We start from the raw sequence: 16959 nt of genomic DNA on the forward strand, positions 1-16959 counted from the left end.
GTCCGGACCCGCTCTACGGTACCCGGCGCTGCTGTACGTCCGGTAGCCGCCGGGCGTCAACGACGTCAACAGCGGCAAGTGCGCGCCAGGAGCGCGCTCCTGGCTCAGTCGCCACTGGCGCTGCCGAGGACCAGCGTCACGGTGCGCTCGTCACCGCCCCGCTCGACGGTCAGCTCCAGGCGGTCCCCGGGCCGGTGCGCGCGGACCTTGACGATCAGCTCGTCGCCGGAGTGCACGGCCCGGCCGTCGACCTCGGTGATCACGTCGCCCGGCCGGAGCCCGGCCTTGGCGCCGGGGCCGCCCCGGGTGACGGCGGGGCCGCCGTTCTGGCTCTTGCTCGCGATGCGGGCGCCGTCGCCCGTGAACCGCTTGTCGATGGTGACGCCGATCACCGGGTGCGTGGCCCGGCCGGTGTTGATCAGCTCCTCGGCGACCCGCTTGCCCTGGTTGATCGGGATGGCGAAGCCGAGCCCGATGGAACCGGCCTGCCCGCCCTCGGACTCCGAGCCGCCGTCGGCGGAGCGGATGGCGCTGTTGATGCCGATGACGCGGGCCTTGGAGTCGACGAGCGGCCCGCCGGAGTTGCCGGGGTTGATGGGCGCGTCGGTCTGGAGGGCGTTGACGTACGAGACGTCGCTTCCGTCGCCCTTCTCGCCGCCCGCCGTGATGGGCCGCTCCTTGGCGCTGATGATCCCGGAGGTGACGGTGTTGGCGAGGTCGAAGGGCGCGCCGATGGCGACCACCGGGTCGCCGACCTGCACGTTCTCGGAGTTGCCGAGGGGTAGCGGCCGCAGGCCGCGGACGCGGGTGACCTTCACGACGGCCAGGTCGTATCCGCTGTCCCTGCCGATGACCTTGGCGCGCGCGGTCTCGCCGCCGCTGAAGGTCACGGATATCTCGCCGCCCGTTCCCGCCGGTTCGACGACGTGGTTGTTGGTGAGGATGTGGCCCTTGCCGTCGAGGACGAATCCGGTGCCGGTGCCGGCCCCGTCGTCGCCGCGCACGTGCAGCGTGACGACACCGGGCAGGGCGCTCGCGGCGATCCCCGCCACGCTGCCCTTGGGCCGGGTGGGGGACTCCGCGCCCGCCTGCGGCAGCTCCACGCCACCGCCGCCGATGCCGCCCTCACGCTCCAGATACGCCCCCACGGCGCCGCCGATGCCGCCCGCGACGAGCGCGATGAACGCCGCCCCGGCCACCAGCGCCCGCCGCCCGCGCCTGCGCCGCTGCTCCCGCGTCTCGACGGCCGCACCGGTCTGCTGCAGGGGGGCGACGCTCCAGGGGTCGTAGCGCTGCCAGGGGGTGGGAGCGTCGGGGGCCGCGAAGGCCGCGGGGGCGGCCGGGGCCGCGCCGGGCGCGATGGCCGCGGGGGCGGGGGCGCCGGGCGCGGGGGTGCCGTGGGCCGGGGTCGTGCCCGGGTGCTGCACGGGCGGGGCCGGGGCCCAAGGGCCGGGCCCGCCGTACGGCGGGGTGCTGTACGGGTCGGGCTCGTGCAGCGGCTGGGGGCGGTCGGCCGGGGGCTGGACCGGGGCGGGTGCGGCCGCCGGGGCCGCCGCCGGTGTCGCCGGTGCCGCCGCCGGTGTCGCCGGGGCGGGCGGCGCAGGTGCGGCGGTCCGGCCGGGGTCGCTGCCGGGCGCCGGGGCGGCCGGGGAGCCGGGTGCTGCGGGTGTGGCGTCGGGCGCGCCGCGGCCGCTGTCGGCCACCGGAGCCGACGGGAAGCCGGACGCTGCGGGCGCGGCCTCGGGCGCGCCGGGGTGGCTGTCAGCCGCCGGGGCCGCCTGGGCGCCGGGCGAGCCCTCGGACTGGCCGGGGCCGCTGTCGGCCACCGGAGCCGACGGGAAGCCGGACCCTCCGGGCGCGCCGGGGTGGCTGTCAGCCGCCGGGGCCGCCTCGGTGCCGGGCGAGCCCTCGGGCAGGCCAGGATCGCCGTCGGCCGCCGGGAAGCCCGGTGCTGCGGGTGTGGTCGCCCGGGCGGGGGCCGTGGGCGTGGGGTGGGCGTCCGTCGAGCGGGGCTGCGGGGGCGCGGCGGCCGGGGGGACGCCAGGGGCTCCGGAGGCTCCGGGCGGGGTGCCGGGGGCCGGGGGGCGGGCCTCGGGGGTGCCGGGGGCGGGGGGTGTGTCCGCCTCCCCGCGCGGCCCGGCGCCCGCGTCCCCGCTCGGCCCAGTACCCACGACCTCGTCCATGCTCTCCCCACAACTGCCCACGGCGGACGCCGATTCCGTGCCCGTCGGGCACACCGGGGAATTCAACCAGGTCCGCGCGCCCGACGTCAGTGGATCTCGGCCGTGCCCCGTCGCTGGGCGAGGCCGGGGGGCGGGGTCGCCCGGGGCGCCGGGTCCGCCGCCGCGTTCAGCGTGAGGCCGCCGACGGGGATGCCCGGGCTCTCCGGATCGTCCGGGGCGGCGGCGCGCACCAAGGGCGACATCACCCCGGCACCGGCGAGCAGCGGGGCCGTGAGGTGCTGGGGCGTCCGCGTGGACGGCCCGGGCGCACCGGACAGGAGCGGCACCGCGGCCGTGGTCGACGCGGGCGCCTGGGGCCGCTGGCCCTGGACGGAGAAGGGGCTGCTGCCCCGGCGGCGCGTCGACTCGGGGACGCCGGAGGCGGGCGTCGGCTGCGAGCGCGGCGGCGAGGCGTTGCTGTTCGCCCCCGCGCCGCTCGCGCGCTGGTCGGCGGAGCCGAGCGGAGCGCTCACCGTGACCCCGCCGAGCGCTATCGCGGCGAGGGACACGGCTCCGGCGGCCGCGAAGGCGAACCGTCGGCCGCGCCAGCCGGACCGCTCCGCCTCGGTCCTGCCGACGGCGTGTATGCGAAAGCCGCGCTGCTCGCTGGGGAGCACCGCCGCGTGGGCGCCCGAGGGCGCGTACTCGACGAGGGGGTCGGGGCGCGGGCCGCCGACGGAGAACACACCGCCGCGGGGCAGGCCCGTCGTGCCGGACGAGCCCGTGGCGAAGCCGTCGTCGACGGGGGTGCGCGGGCCGCCCTGGCCCTCGATGTCGTCGAGGCTCATGCCCGGGAGGTTCTGCAGACGGGCGAGGAAGCTCTCGCTGGGCGGCGGGGCCGCCGTCTGCGCGAACACGCTCTTGAGCCGGCGCTGGGCGTCGGCTTCCGTCTTGCACGTGGGACAGGTGGCCAGATGGGCGAGCACTCGCTCGCGCGCGTCATGACCGAGCTCACCGTCGACCAGCGCGGCGAGCCGGTCCCCCAGGTGCTGCTCGGCGAAATGCCGCTCGGCAGGATTGGACCGTGATCCACTCACGCGGTCGCGCCCCCTCCTCCCAGCGCCACGGCACCGGTGACCGCGAGCGAACGGCGCTCGGCGCGGGCCTCGGGCGACCGGTGCTGGAGCGCCTTGCGGAGCTGGGAGCGGCCACGGTGGATACGGCTGCGGACCGTACCGAGCTTGACGCCCAGGGTGGCGGCGATCTCCTCGTACGAAAGGCCCTCGATGTCGCACAGGACGACGGCGGCGCGGAATTCGGGCGCGAGGGTGTCGAGCGCCTGCTGGACGTCCGCGTCGAAGTGCGTGTCGTTGAACACCTGCTGGGGGGACGGCTCGCGGCTCGGGAGGCGCTCGGCGGCGTCGTCCCCCAGGGCGTCGAACCGGATGCGCTGCTTGCGGCGCACCATGTCCAGGAAGAGGTTCGTGGTGATGCGGTGCAGCCAGCCCTCGAAGGTGCCGGGCGTGTACGTCGACAGGGAGCGGAAGACGCGGACGAAGACTTCCTGCGTGAGGTCCTCGGCGTCGTGCTGGTTGCCCGTCAGGCGGTAGGCGAGGCGGTAGACGCGGCCGCTGTGGGTGCTGACGATCTCCTCCCAGGTGGGGGGAGTCCACGCCTGGGCATCCGCGTCAGCGGCAAAGGTCGCGGTCTGAGCGGAGTTAGCGCGGTCAGCGGTGTCGGTCACGGATTTCGGCCTACCCGCCAACCTGAGAAAACGCCGGAGCGCTCCTCCCCGATCCGCGGACTCGGCCGCACCTCCCCTGTCGGCTCTGGTGGTGTCCAGTGGAGCCCCTACCATAACCACCTCGCCCGTTAGCTCCGGATAAGCGTTTTTACCTAGATTTGCCGATTGGGCGTTCGGAACGGCCCTTTCGATCGTGCCTTGATCCATCCGATTCCCCCGTCGGCTGCCCCCGGACTGCCCCGGTCGGTCTCACACCTGACTAACGCCCGGTCCCATCTGCGGGTTCCCGGGCCCAACGGATACAGTCACCGCCAGGCAACCACGGGGACAGGAGAGGGCCATTAGCGGCAACCGGCAGACGAGCTGGGCGTTCGCCGACGCCTTTGTCGCCGAGGACGAGGCGCTGCTCTGGGCCCGCGACCGCGCGCGGGACGCGGGGCTGCGCTCCGTGTCGCCCGGCACCGGCGCCGCGCTGCGGCTGCTCGCCGCCACCGTGGACGCCAAGGCCGTCGCCGAGATCGGCACGGGCACCGGGGTCTCCGGCATCCATCTGCTGCACGGCATGCGCCCCGACGGGGTGCTGACCACCGTGGACCCCGAGCCCGAGCGCCAGCAATTCGCCCGGATGGCGTTCCGGGCCGCCGGGTTCGCCGGGAACCGCGCCCGCTTCATCCCGGGCCGCGCCCTCGACGTCCTGCCGCGCCTCGCCGACGGCGGCTACGACCTGGTCTTCTGCGACGGCGATCAGCTCGAGTGCCTCGACTACCTCGCTGAATCGTTGCGCCTGCTGCGCCCCGGGGGCCTCGTCTGTTTCGAGGGCGTGTTCTTCGACGGCCGCACCGTCGACTCCGGACCCCAGCCCATAGAAGTGCTGCGCCTGCGGGAGCTGCTCCGCGCGGTGCGCGAGAGCCAGGACCTCGTACCGTCGATCCTGCCGGTGGGCGACGGCTTGCTGTGCGCGGTCAAGCGCTAGTCCGCCGCTCTGATGGCGAGGCCGTCACCGGGTCCGCGGGGCGGGGCGCGTCAATCTCCCGTATGTGTCGGGCCGCCGGGCGATCTTCCGCACACAGCACTGCCCCGGCTCGTCGTACGATGCCGGGGCAGTGGAAAAGTGTGGGCGATTGCGCGTCAGCCGACGACCTTCTTCAGGGCGTCGCCGAGTGCGTCGGCCTCATCCGGGGTCAGTTCGACGACAAGTCGACCGCCGCCTTCGAGCGGAACGCGCATGACGATGCCCCGCCCCTCCTTGGTCACCTCGAGCGGGCCGTCGCCCGTCCGCGGCTTCATGGCCGCCATGCTCGTTCCCCTTCCTGAAACCAGCTTGTCGCAGCCGACAACCCAGGTGTCACCGGCATCGAACACATTGCTTCCAGGTCATTATCCCGCATGGCGGGACCCGATGACCAACATCGGTCGGCATCGCTTGCGCAACGCACGCCCGCAAAACCACTCAATTCGGCGATGTGACTGCAATACTTCGCCGCCCCAGGCGCTTCTTCCGCCTCTTGTTCTTTGACGCAGGTCACATCTCCGACGGCGTACCGGTGGCCGATGATCTAGGTCATGCTGGGCGCACCGAGGCCCAGGGACACACACCCACAGGACCACCCACACAGGACCAGCGGAGGGGACCCCACCATGGCCGACACCGTGCTCTACGAAGTGAGTGACGGGCTCGCGACGATCACGCTGAACCGCCCCGACGCGATGAACGCGATGAACACCGAGGCCAAGGTGGCCCTCCGGGACGCGGCGCGCGAGGCCGCGGCCGACCCGAAGGTGCGCGCGGTGCTGCTCACCGCGACCGGCCGCGCCTTCTGCGTGGGCCAGGACCTCAAGGAGCACATCGGGGTGCTCCAGGAGTCGCGCGCGACGGGCTCCGGACAGACCATGAGCACGGTGCACGACCACTACAACCCGATCGTGCGAGCGCTGACCGGCATGGCCAAGCCGGTCGTGGCGGGCGTCAACGGCGTGGCGGCCGGCGCGGGCCTCGGCTTCGCCCTCGCCGCCGACTACCGCGTGGTCGCCGACACCGCGTCGTTCACCACCTCCTTCGCCGGGGTCGCGCTGACCGCCGACTCGGGCGTGTCCTGGACGCTGTCCCGGCTCGTCGGCCAGAGCCGCGCCGCCGATCTGCTGCTCTTCCCGCGCAGCGTCAAGGCGCAGGAGGCGCTCGACCTGGGCATCGCGAACAAGGTCGTCCCGGCGGACGCCCTCGCCGACGAGGCGCGCGCGGTGGCCCGCGCGCTGGCCGAGGGCCCGACCCTCGCGTACGGGGCGATCAAGGAGTCCCTCGCGTACGCCGCCGGGCACTCCCTGGACGAGACGCTGGACAAGGAGGACGAGCTCCAGACGAAGGCGGGTGCCTCCGACGACCACGCCATCGCCGTGCAGGCCTTCCTCGACAAGGCCCCGCCCCGCTATCTGGGCCGCTAGCCGCCGGTGCCGCTCGCCTCGCGGGCCACGCAGTCCGCGAGGTGGTCGTTCACCAGGCCGCAGGCCTGCATCAGGGCGTAGGCCGTGGTGGGGCCGACGAAGCGCAGGCCGCGCTTCTTCAGGTCCTTGGCCAGGGCCGTGGACGCGTCGGTGACCGCGGGCACGTCGGCGAGCGTCCGCGGCGCCGGGCGGTCGGCGGCGTCCGGCGCGAACGACCAGATCAGACGGTCGAGCTCGCCTTCGGGCCAGTCGGCGAGCACGCGCGCGTTGGCGAGGGTCGCGTCCACCTTCGCGCGGTTGCGGATGATGCCCTCGTCGGCCAGGAGGCGCTCGCGGTCGGCGTCCGTGAACTCCGCGACCGCGGCGATCTTGAAGTCGGAGAAGGCCGCGCGGAAGCCCTCCCTGCGGCGCAGGATCGTGATCCACGACAGGCCCGACTGGAAGGCCTCCAGGCAGAGGCGCTCGAACAGCGCGTCGTCTCCGTGGACGGGGCGGCCCCATTCCTCGTCGTGGTACGCCACGTAGTCCTCGGTGGACAGGCCCCAGGGGCAGCGCAGGGCGCCGTCCGGGCCGGGGATCGCGTCGCTCATCGGTCGTCCTCCGGTCGCTCGGCCGCGGGTGCCGCCGGGTCCTCGCCGTCCGGGACGCGGTCGCTCGGGCCGTGCTCCTGCGGGTCCGGGTCCGGGGCGGGGGGTCCGGCGTACGTCGTGAAGAGGCCGGGGCCGCCGACCGCGGTGGCCTGGGCGCCCGCGAGCGCCGTCTCCAGCTCGGCGATGCGGGCGTCCCGCTCGGCCAGCTCCGCGCCCAGGCGGTCCAGCGCCTCGTCGACGTCCACCATGCGGTAGCCGCGGACGGTCATGGGGAAGCGGACCGCCTCCACGTCGGCCCGGCGCAGCGGGCGGTCCGGCGGCAGCGGGTCCGCGAAGCGCTCCGGCGGCACGTCCGGCAGCGCGCCGCCCTCGGAGCCGCCGAGGACGGCCAGCGTCACCGCGGCGACCACCACCACGAGGGCGACGACCAGGAACAGGAACATGACCATCTGTGCGGGTCCCCACGCTCGGATGCCGACCGCGGCCGGTCGGCACGGAACTGTCTGGCTGATGTCTGGCTCCGATCGTGCCATGCGCCTCTGACAGTTAAGGTCACAGGCGGCGACGGCCACGCGGTCGGCCGCGTAACGAAAGGGAGGCGCACAGCGGATGCTCAAGCTGGGCAGGCGCGTGTTCGAGGCGCATGAGCCGGTCATCATGGCGATCGTGAACCGGACCCCGGACTCCTTCTACGACCAGGGCGCCACGTTCCGCGACGAACCCGCGCTCGCGCGCGTGGAGCAGGCCGTGGCCGAGGGGGCCGCCATCATCGACATCGGCGGCGTCAAGGCCGGTCCCGGCGAGGAGGTGACCGCCGCGGAGGAGGCCCGCAGGACCGTCGGGTTCGTCGCCGAGGTGCGCCGGCGCTTCCCCGACGTCGTCATCAGCGTCGACACCTGGCGGCACGAGGTCGGCGAGGCCGTGTGCGACGTCGGCGCCGATCTGCTCAACGACGCGTGGGGCGGGGTCGACCCCAAGCTCGCGGAGGTCGCCGCGCGGTACGGGGTGGGGCTCGTGTGCACCCACGCGGGCGGCGCGGAGCCGCGGACCCGGCCGCACCGGGTGGAGTACGAGGACGTCGTGGCCGACATCCTGCGCGTGACCCTCGGACTCGCCGAGCGGGCCGTGGAGTTGGGGGTCCCCCGGGAGTCCGTGCTCATCGACCCCGGGCACGACTTCGGGAAGAACACGCGGCACTCCCTGGAGGCGACGCGGCGCCTCGGGGAGCTGGTGGACACCGGGTGGCCCGTGCTGGTGTCCCTGTCCAACAAGGACTTCGTCGGGGAGACCCTCGACCGGCCGCTCAAGGAGCGGGTGGTGGGGACGCTGGCCACGACCGCGGTGTCCGCGTGGCTCGGGGCACAGGTGTACCGGGTCCACGAGGTGGCCGAGACGCGGCAGGTCGTCGACATGGTCGCCACGATCGCCGGGCACCGGCCTCCGGCCGTCGCCCGGCGGGGCCTGGCGTAGCCGCCCTGCCGCCGGGCGCCGGACGGGCCGCGCGGCCCGTCCGGCGCCCGGACCGCGGGACCTAGCGGCCGACTTCCTTCGTCACCAGGCTGACCGCCTCGTCCACGTCGTCCGTCACGTGGAACAGGAGCAGGTCGTGCTCCGAGGCCTTGCCCTGGGCCACGACCGTGTCGCGGAGCCAGTCGACGAGGCCGCCCCAGTAGGCGGAGCCGAAGAGGACGATGGGGAAGCGGGTCACCTTGCGGGTCTGGACGAGGGTCAGCGCCTCGAAGAGCTCGTCGAGGGTGCCGAGCCCGCCGGGCAGGACCACGAACCCCTGCGCGTACTTCACGAACATCGTCTTGCGGACGAAGAAGTAGCGGAAGTTGACGCCAATGTCGACGTGCGGGTTGAGCCCCTGCTCGAAGGGCAGCTCGATGCCGAGCCCGACGGAGACGCCCTTCGCCTCGCGGGCCCCCTTGTTGGCGGCTTCCATCGCCCCGGGGCCGCCGCCGGTGATGACGGCGAAGCCCGCCTCCACGAGGGCCTTGCCGATGCGGACCCCCGCCTCGTACTCGGGGCTGTCGGGGCGGGTGCGGGCCGAGCCGAAGACGCTGATCGCGCTCGGGAGTTCGGCCAGGGCGCCGAAGCCCTCGACGAACTCGGACTGGATGCGCATCACCCGCCAGGGGTCGGTGTGCACCCACGCCGAGTCGCCCCCCTCGGTGTCGAGGAGCCGCTGGTCGGTGGTGCCGGGCGTGATCTGTTCACGGCGCCGCACCACCGGCCCCAGGTGCTGTTCCTCCGGCGGACCCTGAGCTTCCGGACTGCCCATGAACATCCCCTTCCACTGACGGTCGCGGCGGGCCGGGTGGCCCCTGCCGCGCCCCACTCACTCGTTGTGCCACTTCAGCGTAGGTCTACGGGCGTTACGCGCGGCGTAATTCCACAAGGCGGCCGGGGTCAGGAAGTGAGCCAGGCGCGCAGCTTGGCCTCCGCCTCGGGGATCAAGGAGGCCTTGACCCGCTCGTCCACCTTGTGCGCGAGGAGCGGCTCACCGGGGCTGTAGTTGACGGCCGGCACGCCGAGGGCGCTGAAGCGGGCCACGTCGGTCCAGCCGTACTTGGGCCGGGCCTCGCCGCCGACGGCCGCGAGGAAGGCCTGCGCGGAGGGGTGCGTGAGACCGGGGCGCGCGCCCCCCGTGTGGTCGTCGACGACGAACTCGTCGATCCCGCAGTCGGCGAAGTAGTCGCGGACGAAGGCCTCCGCCTCCTCGGGCGTGCGGTCGGGCGCGTAACGGAAGTTGACGACCACCGTGCAGGCGTCGGGGATGACGTTGGTCGCGACGCCGCCCTCGATGCCGACCGCGTTGAGGCCCTCGTGGTACTGGAGGCCGTCGACGACCGGTCGGCGCGCCTCGTACGCGGCCAGCTTCGCGAGGATCGGGGCGGCCGCGTGGATGGCGTTGGAGCCCATCCACGCGCGCGCGGAGTGCGCCCGCTCCCCCGTCGTCTTCAGGTGGACCCGCAGCGTGCCCTGGCAGCCGCCCTCGACCTGGTTGCCGGTCGGCTCAAGGAGCACCGCGAAGTCGCCCGCGAGCCAGTCGGGGTGGGCCTCGGCGACGTGCCCCAGGCCGTTGAGGTGCGCGGCGACCTCTTCGTTGTCGTAGAACACGAAGGTGAGGTCGCGGTTGGGCTCCGGCACGGTCTGGGCGATGCGCAGCTGGACCGCGACACCGGACTTCATGTCGCAGGTGCCGCAGCCCCACAGCACGCCGTCCTCGTCCAGGCGCGAGGGCACGTTCCCGGCGATCGGGACCGTGTCGATGTGACCGGCCAGGACGACGCGCTCGGCACGGCCCAGGTCCGTGCGGGCCACGACGTTGTTGCCGTGCCGGTCGACCGTCAGGTGCGGCAGGGCGCGCAGCGCGGTCTCGATGGCGTCCGCGAGCGCCTTCTCCTGGCCGCTGGGGGACGGGAAGTCGACGAGCGCGGCCGTCAGCGCGGCGGCGTCCATGGTGAGGTCGAGCGGCGGCTGCGCCGAGGTCTGATCCATGGCCTCGACCCTAACTCTCCGCCGCGGATCGCCTCCCGCTCCGTCCCGCCGCCCGGCGCCACGCCCGAACCGTCTCTCTGTGTGCCCGTGTCGGCACTGTCAGTCCGCTCCAGTACCTTGGTGCGCGTGTCCGAGCCGTCCCTCCTCGTCCGGCGCGGCCGCCTCCCGCGCGCCGGGGCGGCCCTCGCCGTGCTGCTCGCCGTGGTGGCGTATGTCGTGGTCCAGTACGTTTCCGGAAGCCGTTCCGACCCCCGGTGCACGGTCGTGTCGGGCAACGGCGACGGGGCGACGTACGAGATGAACGCGGAGCAGGCCGTCAACGCCGCGACCATCGCGGTCGTCGGCACCCGGCGCGGCATGCCCGAGCGCGCGGTGACGATCGCCCTCGCGACGGCCCTCCAGGAGTCGGGCCTGCGCAACATCCGCCACGGCGACCGGGATTCGCTCGGCCTGTTCCAGCAGCGGCCCTCGCAGGGCTGGGGCTCCCGGCGGCAGATCATGGACCCGGTGTACGCGTCGGTGCGGTTCTACGACCACCTGAAGGACGTGCCGGGCTATTCGCGCCTGCCCCTGACGGTCGCCGCGCAGCGCGTGCAGCGCAGCGGCTTCCCGCAGGCGTACGCGAAGCACGAGCCGGACGCCGCGCTGCTCGCCGCCGCGCTCACCGGGCGCACCCCGGCGACGCTCAGCTGCCAGGGCCTGCCGGGCGTCGACCCGGGCGGCCCGCGGGAGGTGCGGCGGGCGCTCGCGCGGGACTTCGGGCGGGGCGTGCTGCCCGAAGGCGCGCCCGCGCGCGGGCGCGTGGTGAGCGTCCCCGTCACCGAAGCGACCGCCGCCTCACCGGAAAGTGGCATTCCGCAGCGCGGCTGGGAGCTGGCGCACTGGGCCGTGGCCAACGCGACGGCACTGCACATCGAGCGGGTCGCGTACGGGGGCCGGGAGTGGAACGCCGGGGATTCCGGTGATTCCGGGGACAGGTGGCGCACGACCGGTGCGCGGACGCGCGAAGTCCGAATCGTCGCTGGGCAGTAGTGCGGAAGGGTCCCTCGAATGAGGGACGGCTATTGCTGCACGAAGACGCCCGGCGGGCCCTTTCGGACAGGTGCGGCAGTCTCCTCAAATTCCTTGGGAACAAGGGGTGTTGAGCGGTCTTGACAGCATTTCCATGAATGGTGTTTGCCCGAATTTATCCGCAGCCGATAATGCGACGCATTGCCAACTCTTTACGTTGGCTCACCGCAACCTTCGCGAGCTTCGAGCGGTAGTCACTGCGTCCGGCGCCGGAGATCCTCCGGTCGGACACCTCACCGTCCTCTCCCGCTAAGGAGCATCATGTCCCTCCCCCTGACCCGCCGGATCGCCCGTGCCGCGCTGCTCGTCGCCGCGGCGGCGCCCGTGGTCGGTGCGGCCGGCTCCGCGAGCGCCGCCGACCTGCCGGACACGTCGAAGCTGGGCGGGCTCAGCGCCGTCGACCCGAGCAGCCTGGGCGACACGGTCGACGGCGCCACGCAGAAGGCCAGTGGCGTCGCGACGGAAGCCGGGAGCAAGGCCGTCAAGAAGGGCGTGCCGACCGCGGGCAAGGCGGTGGGCAAGGGTGCGAAGACGACGACGCCCGCCGCGAAGGGGGCCGCGGATGACGTGGCCGAGGGGGCGGGTGAGGTTCTCGGGGACGCGACGGGGAAGGGGCTGCCGACCGAGCAGCTGCCGGTGAAGAGCCTGCCGCTGGGCTGACCCTCCGGGTCCGGGTACGCGCAAAGGGGTGTGGGGAGCCGAGCGGCTCCCCACACCCCTTTGCGTTGCCGGTTGCCCACAACAGGGGCAGCGGTGGGCTACGCCAAGCGGGACACCGCTGCCGCCACTCGTTCGTCCGTCGCCGTCATCGCCACGCGGACGAAGCGGGCGCCCGCCTCGCCGTAGAAGTCGCCGGGGGCCACCAGGATGCCGAGGGAGGCCAGGTGGGCGACCGTGTCCCAGCAGGACTCGTCGCGGGTGGCCCACAGGTACAGGCTCGCCTCGCTGTGCTCGATGCGGAAGCCGTGCCGCACCAGGGCCGCGCGCAGGGCGGCGCGGCGGGCCGCGTAGCGCTCGCGCTGCTCGTGGACGTGGGCGTCGTCCCCGAGGGCCGCGATCACCGCGGCCTGCGTCGGAGCGGAAGTCATCATTCCGCCGTGCTTGCGGATCTGGAGGAGGTCGCCGAGCACGGCGGCGTCCCCGGCGACGAACGCCGCGCGGTAGCCCGCGAGGTTCGAGCGCTTGGAGAGGGAGTGGACCGCCACGATGCCCTCGTACGAGCCGCCGCAGACGTCCGGGTGCAGGACCGACGTCGGGTCGGCCTCCCAGCCGAGCTCCAGATAGCACTCGTCACTGACCAGCAGGACGCCGTGCTCGCGCGCCCAGGCCACGACCCGGGTCAGCTCGTCCTTTGACAGGACACGACCGGTCGGGTTGGAGGGCGAGTTGAGCCACAGGAGCTTGAGGCCGGTGGGGTCGAGCTCCAGCGGGTCCTCGTACGTGAGGTACTCCGCGCGGGCCAGGCGCGCGCCGACCTCGTACGTCGGGTAGGCCAGGCGCGGGTAGGCGACCTTGTCGCCGGGGCCGAGGCCGAGCTGGGTGGGGAGCCAGGCGACGAGCTCCTTGGAACCGACGATCGGCAGCACGTTGTGGTGGGTCAGCTCGCGGGCACCGAGGCGCCGGGCGCACCAGCCGGTGAGCGCGTCGCGCAGCTCGGGCGTGCCCCACACCGTGGGATAGCCGGGCGAGTCGGCGGCCGCGACGAGCGCCTTCTGGATCAGCTCGGGCACCGGGTCGACGGGGGTGCCGACCGACAGGTCGACGATGCCGTCCGGGTGGGCCGCCGCCGTCTCCTTGTACGGCTCGAGCTTGTCCCAGGGGAACGTGGGAAGACGGTCGGAGACTGCTGACACGAGATGCGCTCCAGGCGGTGCGTGGGTCTTGTACAAACGCCCCGGCCCCGTACGGCGGACGTGGCCGTACGGGACCGGGGCGGCGCTTGGACGGCCGCTTACTGGTTCTGCGGCGGCAGGCCTGCGACGAAGGGGTGGTCGCGCTCGATCAGGCCGAGCTTGCTGGCACCACCGGGCGAGCCGAGCTCGTCGAAGAACTCGACGTTCGCCTTGTAGTAGTCCTTCCACTCCTCAGGAGTGTCGTCCTCGTAGAAGATCGCCTCGACCGGGCAGACCGGTTCGCAGGCTCCACAGTCGACGCATTCGTCCGGGTGGATGTACAAGGAGCGGTTGCCCTCGTAAATGCAGTCGACCGGGCACTCCTCGATGCACGCCTTGTCCTTGACGTCGACACAAGGCTGCGCGATGACGTAGGTCACGCTGTCGTTCCTCCTCGATACGGGCGCTGGCGGGCCGTCCTCAGGCTCCGCTCGCCTGGCGCGCGGGAGCGCGGCGTCGTCGATGCCCGCACCTAGTATCTCCGTTCCCGGGCAAGATCCGAACAGGAGGGGCGTACAGAGCTGTGGAATTCACTGCGGGCGGACGGCTCGAGGTCCGAATCACCCCTTCTGACGTGGGTAAACGCGTATCGGTTCGACGTGTGAGCGAGGCGGACGCCCCGGGCTCCCGGTTCACGGACACGGTGGGCGTTCTCACATCGTGGAACGACGGTGTGTTGGTGATCACACGCAAGAGTGGCGAGGCTGTCCGGATTGCGGAGAGTGTCCTGGTCGCGGGGAAGGTCGTGCCGACCGCGCCCGCGCGCCGCCGGGGGCCCGCCGCGACGTACGAGGAGCTGGCGCGGGCGGGGGCGCGCTCCTGGCAGCCGGTGGAGAGCGAGCGCCTCGGCGGGTGGACGCTGCGGGCCGCCGCCGGATTCACCCGACGGGCCAACTCCGTGCTGCCGCTCGGCGATCCGGGCCGCCCTCTCGACGACGCGCTGACGTACGTGCGCAGTTGGTACGCGGACCGCGGCCTGCCCGCGTACGTGCAGACCGCGACCGGCGTCGACGACGCGCAGGAACGGCTCCGCGCGGAGCTAGAACGGCGCGGCTGGGCGCGGGAGGTGACCACGCGGGTCCTGACCGGCGCGCTCGCCCCGGTCGGGGACCTGCCCGTGGACACCGGCCGGGTGACGCTGGCGCGCGGCGTCGACGAGGCGTGGCTGCGGCGGTACGGGCGGGCCGCGGCGGCGGGACCACATGTGGTCCGGGTACTGACGAGCGGCCCCTCCGTGTGGTTCGCTTCCGTGCCCGGTGACGAGGGCGTGCCGGCGGCGATCGGGCGGTGCGTGGTCGACGGCCGGTGGGCGGGATTCATGGCGGTGGAGGTGGACCCCGCGCAGCGGCGGCGGGGCCTGGCCACGGCCGTGATGACGGCGCTCGCGCGGCGGGCGCTCGACGAGGGGGCGTCGGCCGCGTGGCTCCAGGTGGAGGAGGACAACGGCGGTGCGCGGGCGCTGTACGACGGGATGGGATTCTCCGTCCACCACCGTTACGACCACTACAGGCGGCCCGAGCGACCGGAGGCGTGAGCGACGACGGAAGGCCCGAGCGGCCGCGCCCGGGCGGGCGAGGCGCCCGGTACCGGGCGCGACGGCGCTTCGGCCCCTCACGGATGGCGGCGTACGCGTACGACCGGCGTACGCGTACGACGAAGACAGCACGGGAAGCAGCACCCCGGCACCACCCCTCGGCCCGGCCGGACGGGCCCACACAGAAACGACAGAGGCACGGATGCGCGCACAGCCCGCGAAGTCCAGTGAATGGCGGCGCAGATTCGCCGACGAGGCCAGGTCCGAGCGGCCCGACCTGTCCCTGCTGTGCCTGCTGTTGAGCGGGGAGGCGGACCCGGAGCTCGACGACGCGGGCATCGTGGCGGCGCAGATCGAGCTGGACACGCTCGCCGGGCAGCTCCCCTACCGGCCGGGCGGGGCGCGCGCCTGGGCGGCCGCGATGTCCGAGCTGCTCGGCGGGCGGCACGGCTTCCACGGCACCGCCACGGACTACCAGCGCCTGGAGTCCTCGCTCCTGCACGAGGTGCTGCGGCACAAGCGGGGCCTGCCGATCCTGTTGTCCGTGGTGTGGATAGAGGTGGCCCGGCGTGCGGGCGCCCCGGTGTACGGCGTCGCGCTGCCCGGCCACTTCGTGGTGGGCTTCGGCAGCCCGGACGAGTACGGCGCGACGGAGCAGGTCCTCGCCGACCCGTTCAACGGCGGGCGGCTGCTGAGCCGCGAGGACGCGGAGCAGCTGGTCGCGCAGACCACGGGCGGCAAGCTCAACTCCTCGCTCCTGACGGCCGCGGCCCCGCTGAACATCATGCTGCGCATCCTCAACAACATCCGGGCCTGGGCCGCGGCCCGCTCCGAGCGCTCCCACGTGGCGCTGTGGGCCCTCGAACTGTCGCTCCTGCTGCCCTCGCACCCGGCGCGGCTGCGCTACGAGCGGGCCCAGCTGCTCGTCGAGCGCGGTGACTTCCTGGAGGGGGCGCGGGGTCTCGACGAGTACGCCGAGGTCGTCGAGTCGATCGAGCCCACGACGGCGGAGCGGGTCCGGCTCCAGGCGCGGGCGGCCCGGGCGAAGCTCAACTGAACCCGCGCGGGGCGGGGTCCGGGGGCGCTCGGCCCCGGTTGAGGCGCCCCCGGCCGGGCACCACCGTCCTATGCATCCGTGGCGTCGAGCCTTCGCGGTGGAGGCCAGGGCCGAGCGGCCCGACCTCGCGCTGCTGTGCCTGCTGATCGGCACGGAGGCGGACCCCGCGCTCGACGCGGCGGGCATGGCGGCGGCGCGGCGCCAGCTGGACCTGCTCGCGCAGCTGCTGCCGCCGAGCCCGGGCGGGCCCCGCGCCTGGGCCTCCGCGCTCGCCGAACTGCTCGGCGGGCGCCTGGGGTTCTGCGGGCGGCCCGGTGACTACCAACGCCTGGAGTCGGCCCTCCTGCACCGCGTCCTGCGACGCAGACGCGGCCTGCCGATCCTGCTGTCGGTGCTGTGGATCGAGGTGGCCCGGCGGGCGGGCGCCCCGGTGTACGGCGTCGCGCTGCCCGGTCACTTCGTGGTCGCCTTCGGCAGCCCGGACGCCCGCCCGGGCGAGGGCTGCGGCGCGTACGACTCCTGTGGCGGCCAGGGCGGGTGCGAGGAGCGCGTGCTCGCCGACCCGTTCGGCGGAGGGCGCCTACTGAGCTGTACGGAGGCGCGGCTCCTGGTCGCGGGCGCCACCGGGGCGCCGCTGGAACCGGCGATGCTACGGCCCGCCGACCCGCGCGAGATCGTCCTGCGCGTCCTGAACAACATCCGCGTCTGGGCCGCTGCCCGGCCCGAGCGCTCCGACGTCGCCCTGTGGGCCGTGGAGCTCGCACTGCTGCTTCCAGGACCGGCGGACCGGCTGCACCACGACCGGGCCCAGCTCCTGGTCCAGCGCGGCGACTTCCGCGCCGGCGCCGCCGAGCTGGAGACCTACGCCGACGCCCTCGCCCCGCGCGACGCGGCGGCGGCCGAGCGGGTGCGGCGGCAGGCGCGGGCGGCCCGGGCGCGGCTCAACTGAGCCCGGCCCGGCGGCGG

At 73.8% G+C, this 16959-nt stretch carries 18 protein-coding genes; 8 read left to right on the top strand and 10 right to left on the bottom strand.

Translation table 11 applies throughout. The features are described from left to right. Positions 1-104: 104 nt before the first annotated feature. The 3 genes from AC5WAM_RS14855 to sigE form a co-directional block, all read right to left on the bottom strand. Positions 105-2183, bottom strand: a complete 2079-nt coding sequence (locus AC5WAM_RS14855; protein ID WP_495522853.1) for a S1C family serine protease — start codon at positions 2181-2183, stop codon at positions 105-107. A gap of 86 nt (positions 2184-2269) precedes the next feature. Beyond that, on the bottom strand, positions 2270-3259 hold the full coding sequence (locus tag AC5WAM_RS14860; RefSeq protein ID WP_495522854.1) for an anti-sigma factor family protein: 990 nt from the start codon (positions 3257-3259) through the stop codon (positions 2270-2272). Next, a complete protein-coding gene (gene sigE / locus AC5WAM_RS14865; protein ID WP_199818946.1) occupies positions 3256-4020 on the bottom strand; it encodes an RNA polymerase sigma factor SigE in 765 nt (254 codons plus the stop codon). Before sigE ends, AC5WAM_RS14860 begins: the two co-directional genes overlap by 4 nt. Before the next feature lie 160 nt (positions 4021-4180). Between sigE and AC5WAM_RS14870 the strand changes: the two genes are divergently transcribed. Continuing rightward, the gene (locus AC5WAM_RS14870) at positions 4181-4879 is read left to right on the top strand and encodes an O-methyltransferase (RefSeq protein ID WP_366796143.1); all 699 of its coding nucleotides are present in this window, start codon (positions 4181-4183) and stop codon (positions 4877-4879) included. Positions 4880-5034: 155 nt separating this feature from the next. On the opposite strand, the gene AC5WAM_RS14875 is transcribed toward AC5WAM_RS14870, so the two are convergent. Then, positions 5035-5202: a DUF3117 domain-containing protein gene (locus tag AC5WAM_RS14875; RefSeq protein WP_003966491.1), complete on the bottom strand. Its 168-nt coding sequence runs from the start codon at positions 5200-5202 to the stop codon at positions 5035-5037. Positions 5203-5544: 342 nt separating this feature from the next. Between AC5WAM_RS14875 and chcB the strand changes: the two genes are divergently transcribed. Beyond that, positions 5545-6345 carry a 2-cyclohexenylcarbonyl CoA isomerase gene (chcB, locus tag AC5WAM_RS14880; RefSeq protein ID WP_495522855.1) on the top strand — a complete coding sequence of 267 codons (801 nt, stop codon included), beginning with the start codon at positions 5545-5547 and terminating at the stop codon, positions 6343-6345. Here the strand turns inward: chcB and AC5WAM_RS14885 are convergent. Further along, complete coding sequence (locus AC5WAM_RS14885) at positions 6342-6935, bottom strand: DNA-3-methyladenine glycosylase I (protein WP_495522856.1); 594 nt, start codon at positions 6933-6935, stop codon at positions 6342-6344. The two genes, chcB and AC5WAM_RS14885, sit on opposite strands and share 4 nt — an antisense overlap. Beyond that, positions 6932-7384 carry a DivIVA domain-containing protein gene (locus AC5WAM_RS14890; protein WP_366796129.1) on the bottom strand — a complete coding sequence of 151 codons (453 nt, stop codon included), beginning with the start codon at positions 7382-7384 and terminating at the stop codon, positions 6932-6934. Before AC5WAM_RS14890 ends, AC5WAM_RS14885 begins: the two co-directional genes overlap by 4 nt. A gap of 160 nt (positions 7385-7544) precedes the next feature. Here AC5WAM_RS14890 and folP point away from each other — a divergent pair, with 160 nt between their 5' ends. Next, on the top strand, positions 7545-8405 hold the full coding sequence (folP, locus tag AC5WAM_RS14895; RefSeq protein WP_366796128.1) for a dihydropteroate synthase: 861 nt from the start codon (positions 7545-7547) through the stop codon (positions 8403-8405). 61 nt (positions 8406-8466) lie between these two features. Here folP and AC5WAM_RS14900 read toward each other — a convergent pair whose 3' ends face one another. Together AC5WAM_RS14900 and dapE are read right to left on the bottom strand one after the other, a co-directional pair. After that, entirely contained in the window at positions 8467-9219 is a 753-nt protein-coding gene (locus AC5WAM_RS14900) for an LOG family protein (protein ID WP_138961625.1), read from the bottom strand. Between the two features lie 128 nt (positions 9220-9347). Beyond that, complete coding sequence (gene dapE, locus AC5WAM_RS14905; RefSeq protein WP_138961624.1) at positions 9348-10439, bottom strand: succinyl-diaminopimelate desuccinylase; 1092 nt, start codon at positions 10437-10439, stop codon at positions 9348-9350. 126 nt (positions 10440-10565) lie between these two features. Here dapE and AC5WAM_RS14910 point away from each other — a divergent pair, with 126 nt between their 5' ends. Next, the gene (locus AC5WAM_RS14910) at positions 10566-11471 is read left to right on the top strand and encodes a heavy metal transporter (protein ID WP_495522857.1); all 906 of its coding nucleotides are present in this window, start codon (positions 10566-10568) and stop codon (positions 11469-11471) included. Positions 11472-11771: 300 nt separating this feature from the next. Next, positions 11772-12170 carry an ATP-binding protein gene (locus AC5WAM_RS14915; protein WP_138961622.1) on the top strand — a complete coding sequence of 133 codons (399 nt, stop codon included), beginning with the start codon at positions 11772-11774 and terminating at the stop codon, positions 12168-12170. 98 nt (positions 12171-12268) lie between these two features. Here AC5WAM_RS14915 and AC5WAM_RS14920 read toward each other — a convergent pair whose 3' ends face one another. Continuing rightward, positions 12269-13363, bottom strand: a complete 1095-nt coding sequence (locus tag AC5WAM_RS14920) for a bifunctional succinyldiaminopimelate transaminase/glutamate-prephenate aminotransferase (protein WP_495522858.1) — start codon at positions 13361-13363, stop codon at positions 12269-12271. Positions 13364-13461: 98 nt separating this feature from the next. Beyond that, positions 13462-13782 carry a ferredoxin gene (gene fdxA / locus AC5WAM_RS14925; protein ID WP_138961620.1) on the bottom strand — a complete coding sequence of 107 codons (321 nt, stop codon included), beginning with the start codon at positions 13780-13782 and terminating at the stop codon, positions 13462-13464. Between the two features lie 143 nt (positions 13783-13925). Between fdxA and AC5WAM_RS14930 the strand changes: the two genes are divergently transcribed. From AC5WAM_RS14930 to AC5WAM_RS14940, 3 genes are all read left to right on the top strand, one after another. Continuing rightward, positions 13926-14936, top strand: coding sequence for a GNAT family N-acetyltransferase (locus tag AC5WAM_RS14930; protein WP_495522859.1), 1011 nt, complete (start codon positions 13926-13928; stop codon positions 14934-14936). Between the two features lie 202 nt (positions 14937-15138). Further along, entirely contained in the window at positions 15139-15993 is an 855-nt protein-coding gene (locus tag AC5WAM_RS14935) for a transglutaminase-like domain-containing protein (protein ID WP_242722413.1), read from the top strand. Between the two features lie 70 nt (positions 15994-16063). Next, positions 16064-16942: a transglutaminase family protein gene (locus tag AC5WAM_RS14940; protein ID WP_495522860.1), complete on the top strand. Its 879-nt coding sequence runs from the start codon at positions 16064-16066 to the stop codon at positions 16940-16942. Positions 16943-16959: the final 17 nt, after the last annotated feature.

The sequence above is a fragment of the Streptomyces sp. JLYT201 genome (assembly GCF_059448825.1).

Bases quoted from the DNA above. Each gene is read 5' to 3' on its own strand.
- AC5WAM_RS14855 (WP_495522853.1), bottom strand. From the start codon at position 2,183: ATGGACGAGGTCGTGGGTACTGGGCCGAGCGGGGACGCGGGCGCCGGG.
- sigE (WP_199818946.1), bottom strand. From the start codon at position 4,020: ATGGTAGGGGCTCCACTGGACACCACCAGAGCCGACAGGGGAGGTGCG.
- AC5WAM_RS14875 (WP_003966491.1), bottom strand. From the start codon at position 5,202: ATGGCGGCCATGAAGCCGCGGACGGGCGACGGCCCGCTCGAGGTGACC.
- chcB (WP_495522855.1), top strand. From the start codon at position 5,545: ATGGCCGACACCGTGCTCTACGAAGTGAGTGACGGGCTCGCGACGATC.
- AC5WAM_RS14885 (WP_495522856.1), bottom strand. From the start codon at position 6,935: ATGAGCGACGCGATCCCCGGCCCGGACGGCGCCCTGCGCTGCCCCTGG.
- AC5WAM_RS14890 (WP_366796129.1), bottom strand. From the start codon at position 7,384: ATGGTCATGTTCCTGTTCCTGGTCGTCGCCCTCGTGGTGGTGGTCGCC.
- folP (WP_366796128.1), top strand. From the start codon at position 7,545: ATGCTCAAGCTGGGCAGGCGCGTGTTCGAGGCGCATGAGCCGGTCATC.
- AC5WAM_RS14900 (WP_138961625.1), bottom strand. From the start codon at position 9,219: ATGGGCAGTCCGGAAGCTCAGGGTCCGCCGGAGGAACAGCACCTGGGG.
- dapE (WP_138961624.1), bottom strand. From the start codon at position 10,439: ATGGATCAGACCTCGGCGCAGCCGCCGCTCGACCTCACCATGGACGCC.
- AC5WAM_RS14915 (WP_138961622.1), top strand. From the start codon at position 11,772: ATGTCCCTCCCCCTGACCCGCCGGATCGCCCGTGCCGCGCTGCTCGTC.
- AC5WAM_RS14935 (WP_242722413.1), top strand. From the start codon at position 15,139: ATGCGCGCACAGCCCGCGAAGTCCAGTGAATGGCGGCGCAGATTCGCC.
- AC5WAM_RS14940 (WP_495522860.1), top strand. From the start codon at position 16,064: ATGCATCCGTGGCGTCGAGCCTTCGCGGTGGAGGCCAGGGCCGAGCGG.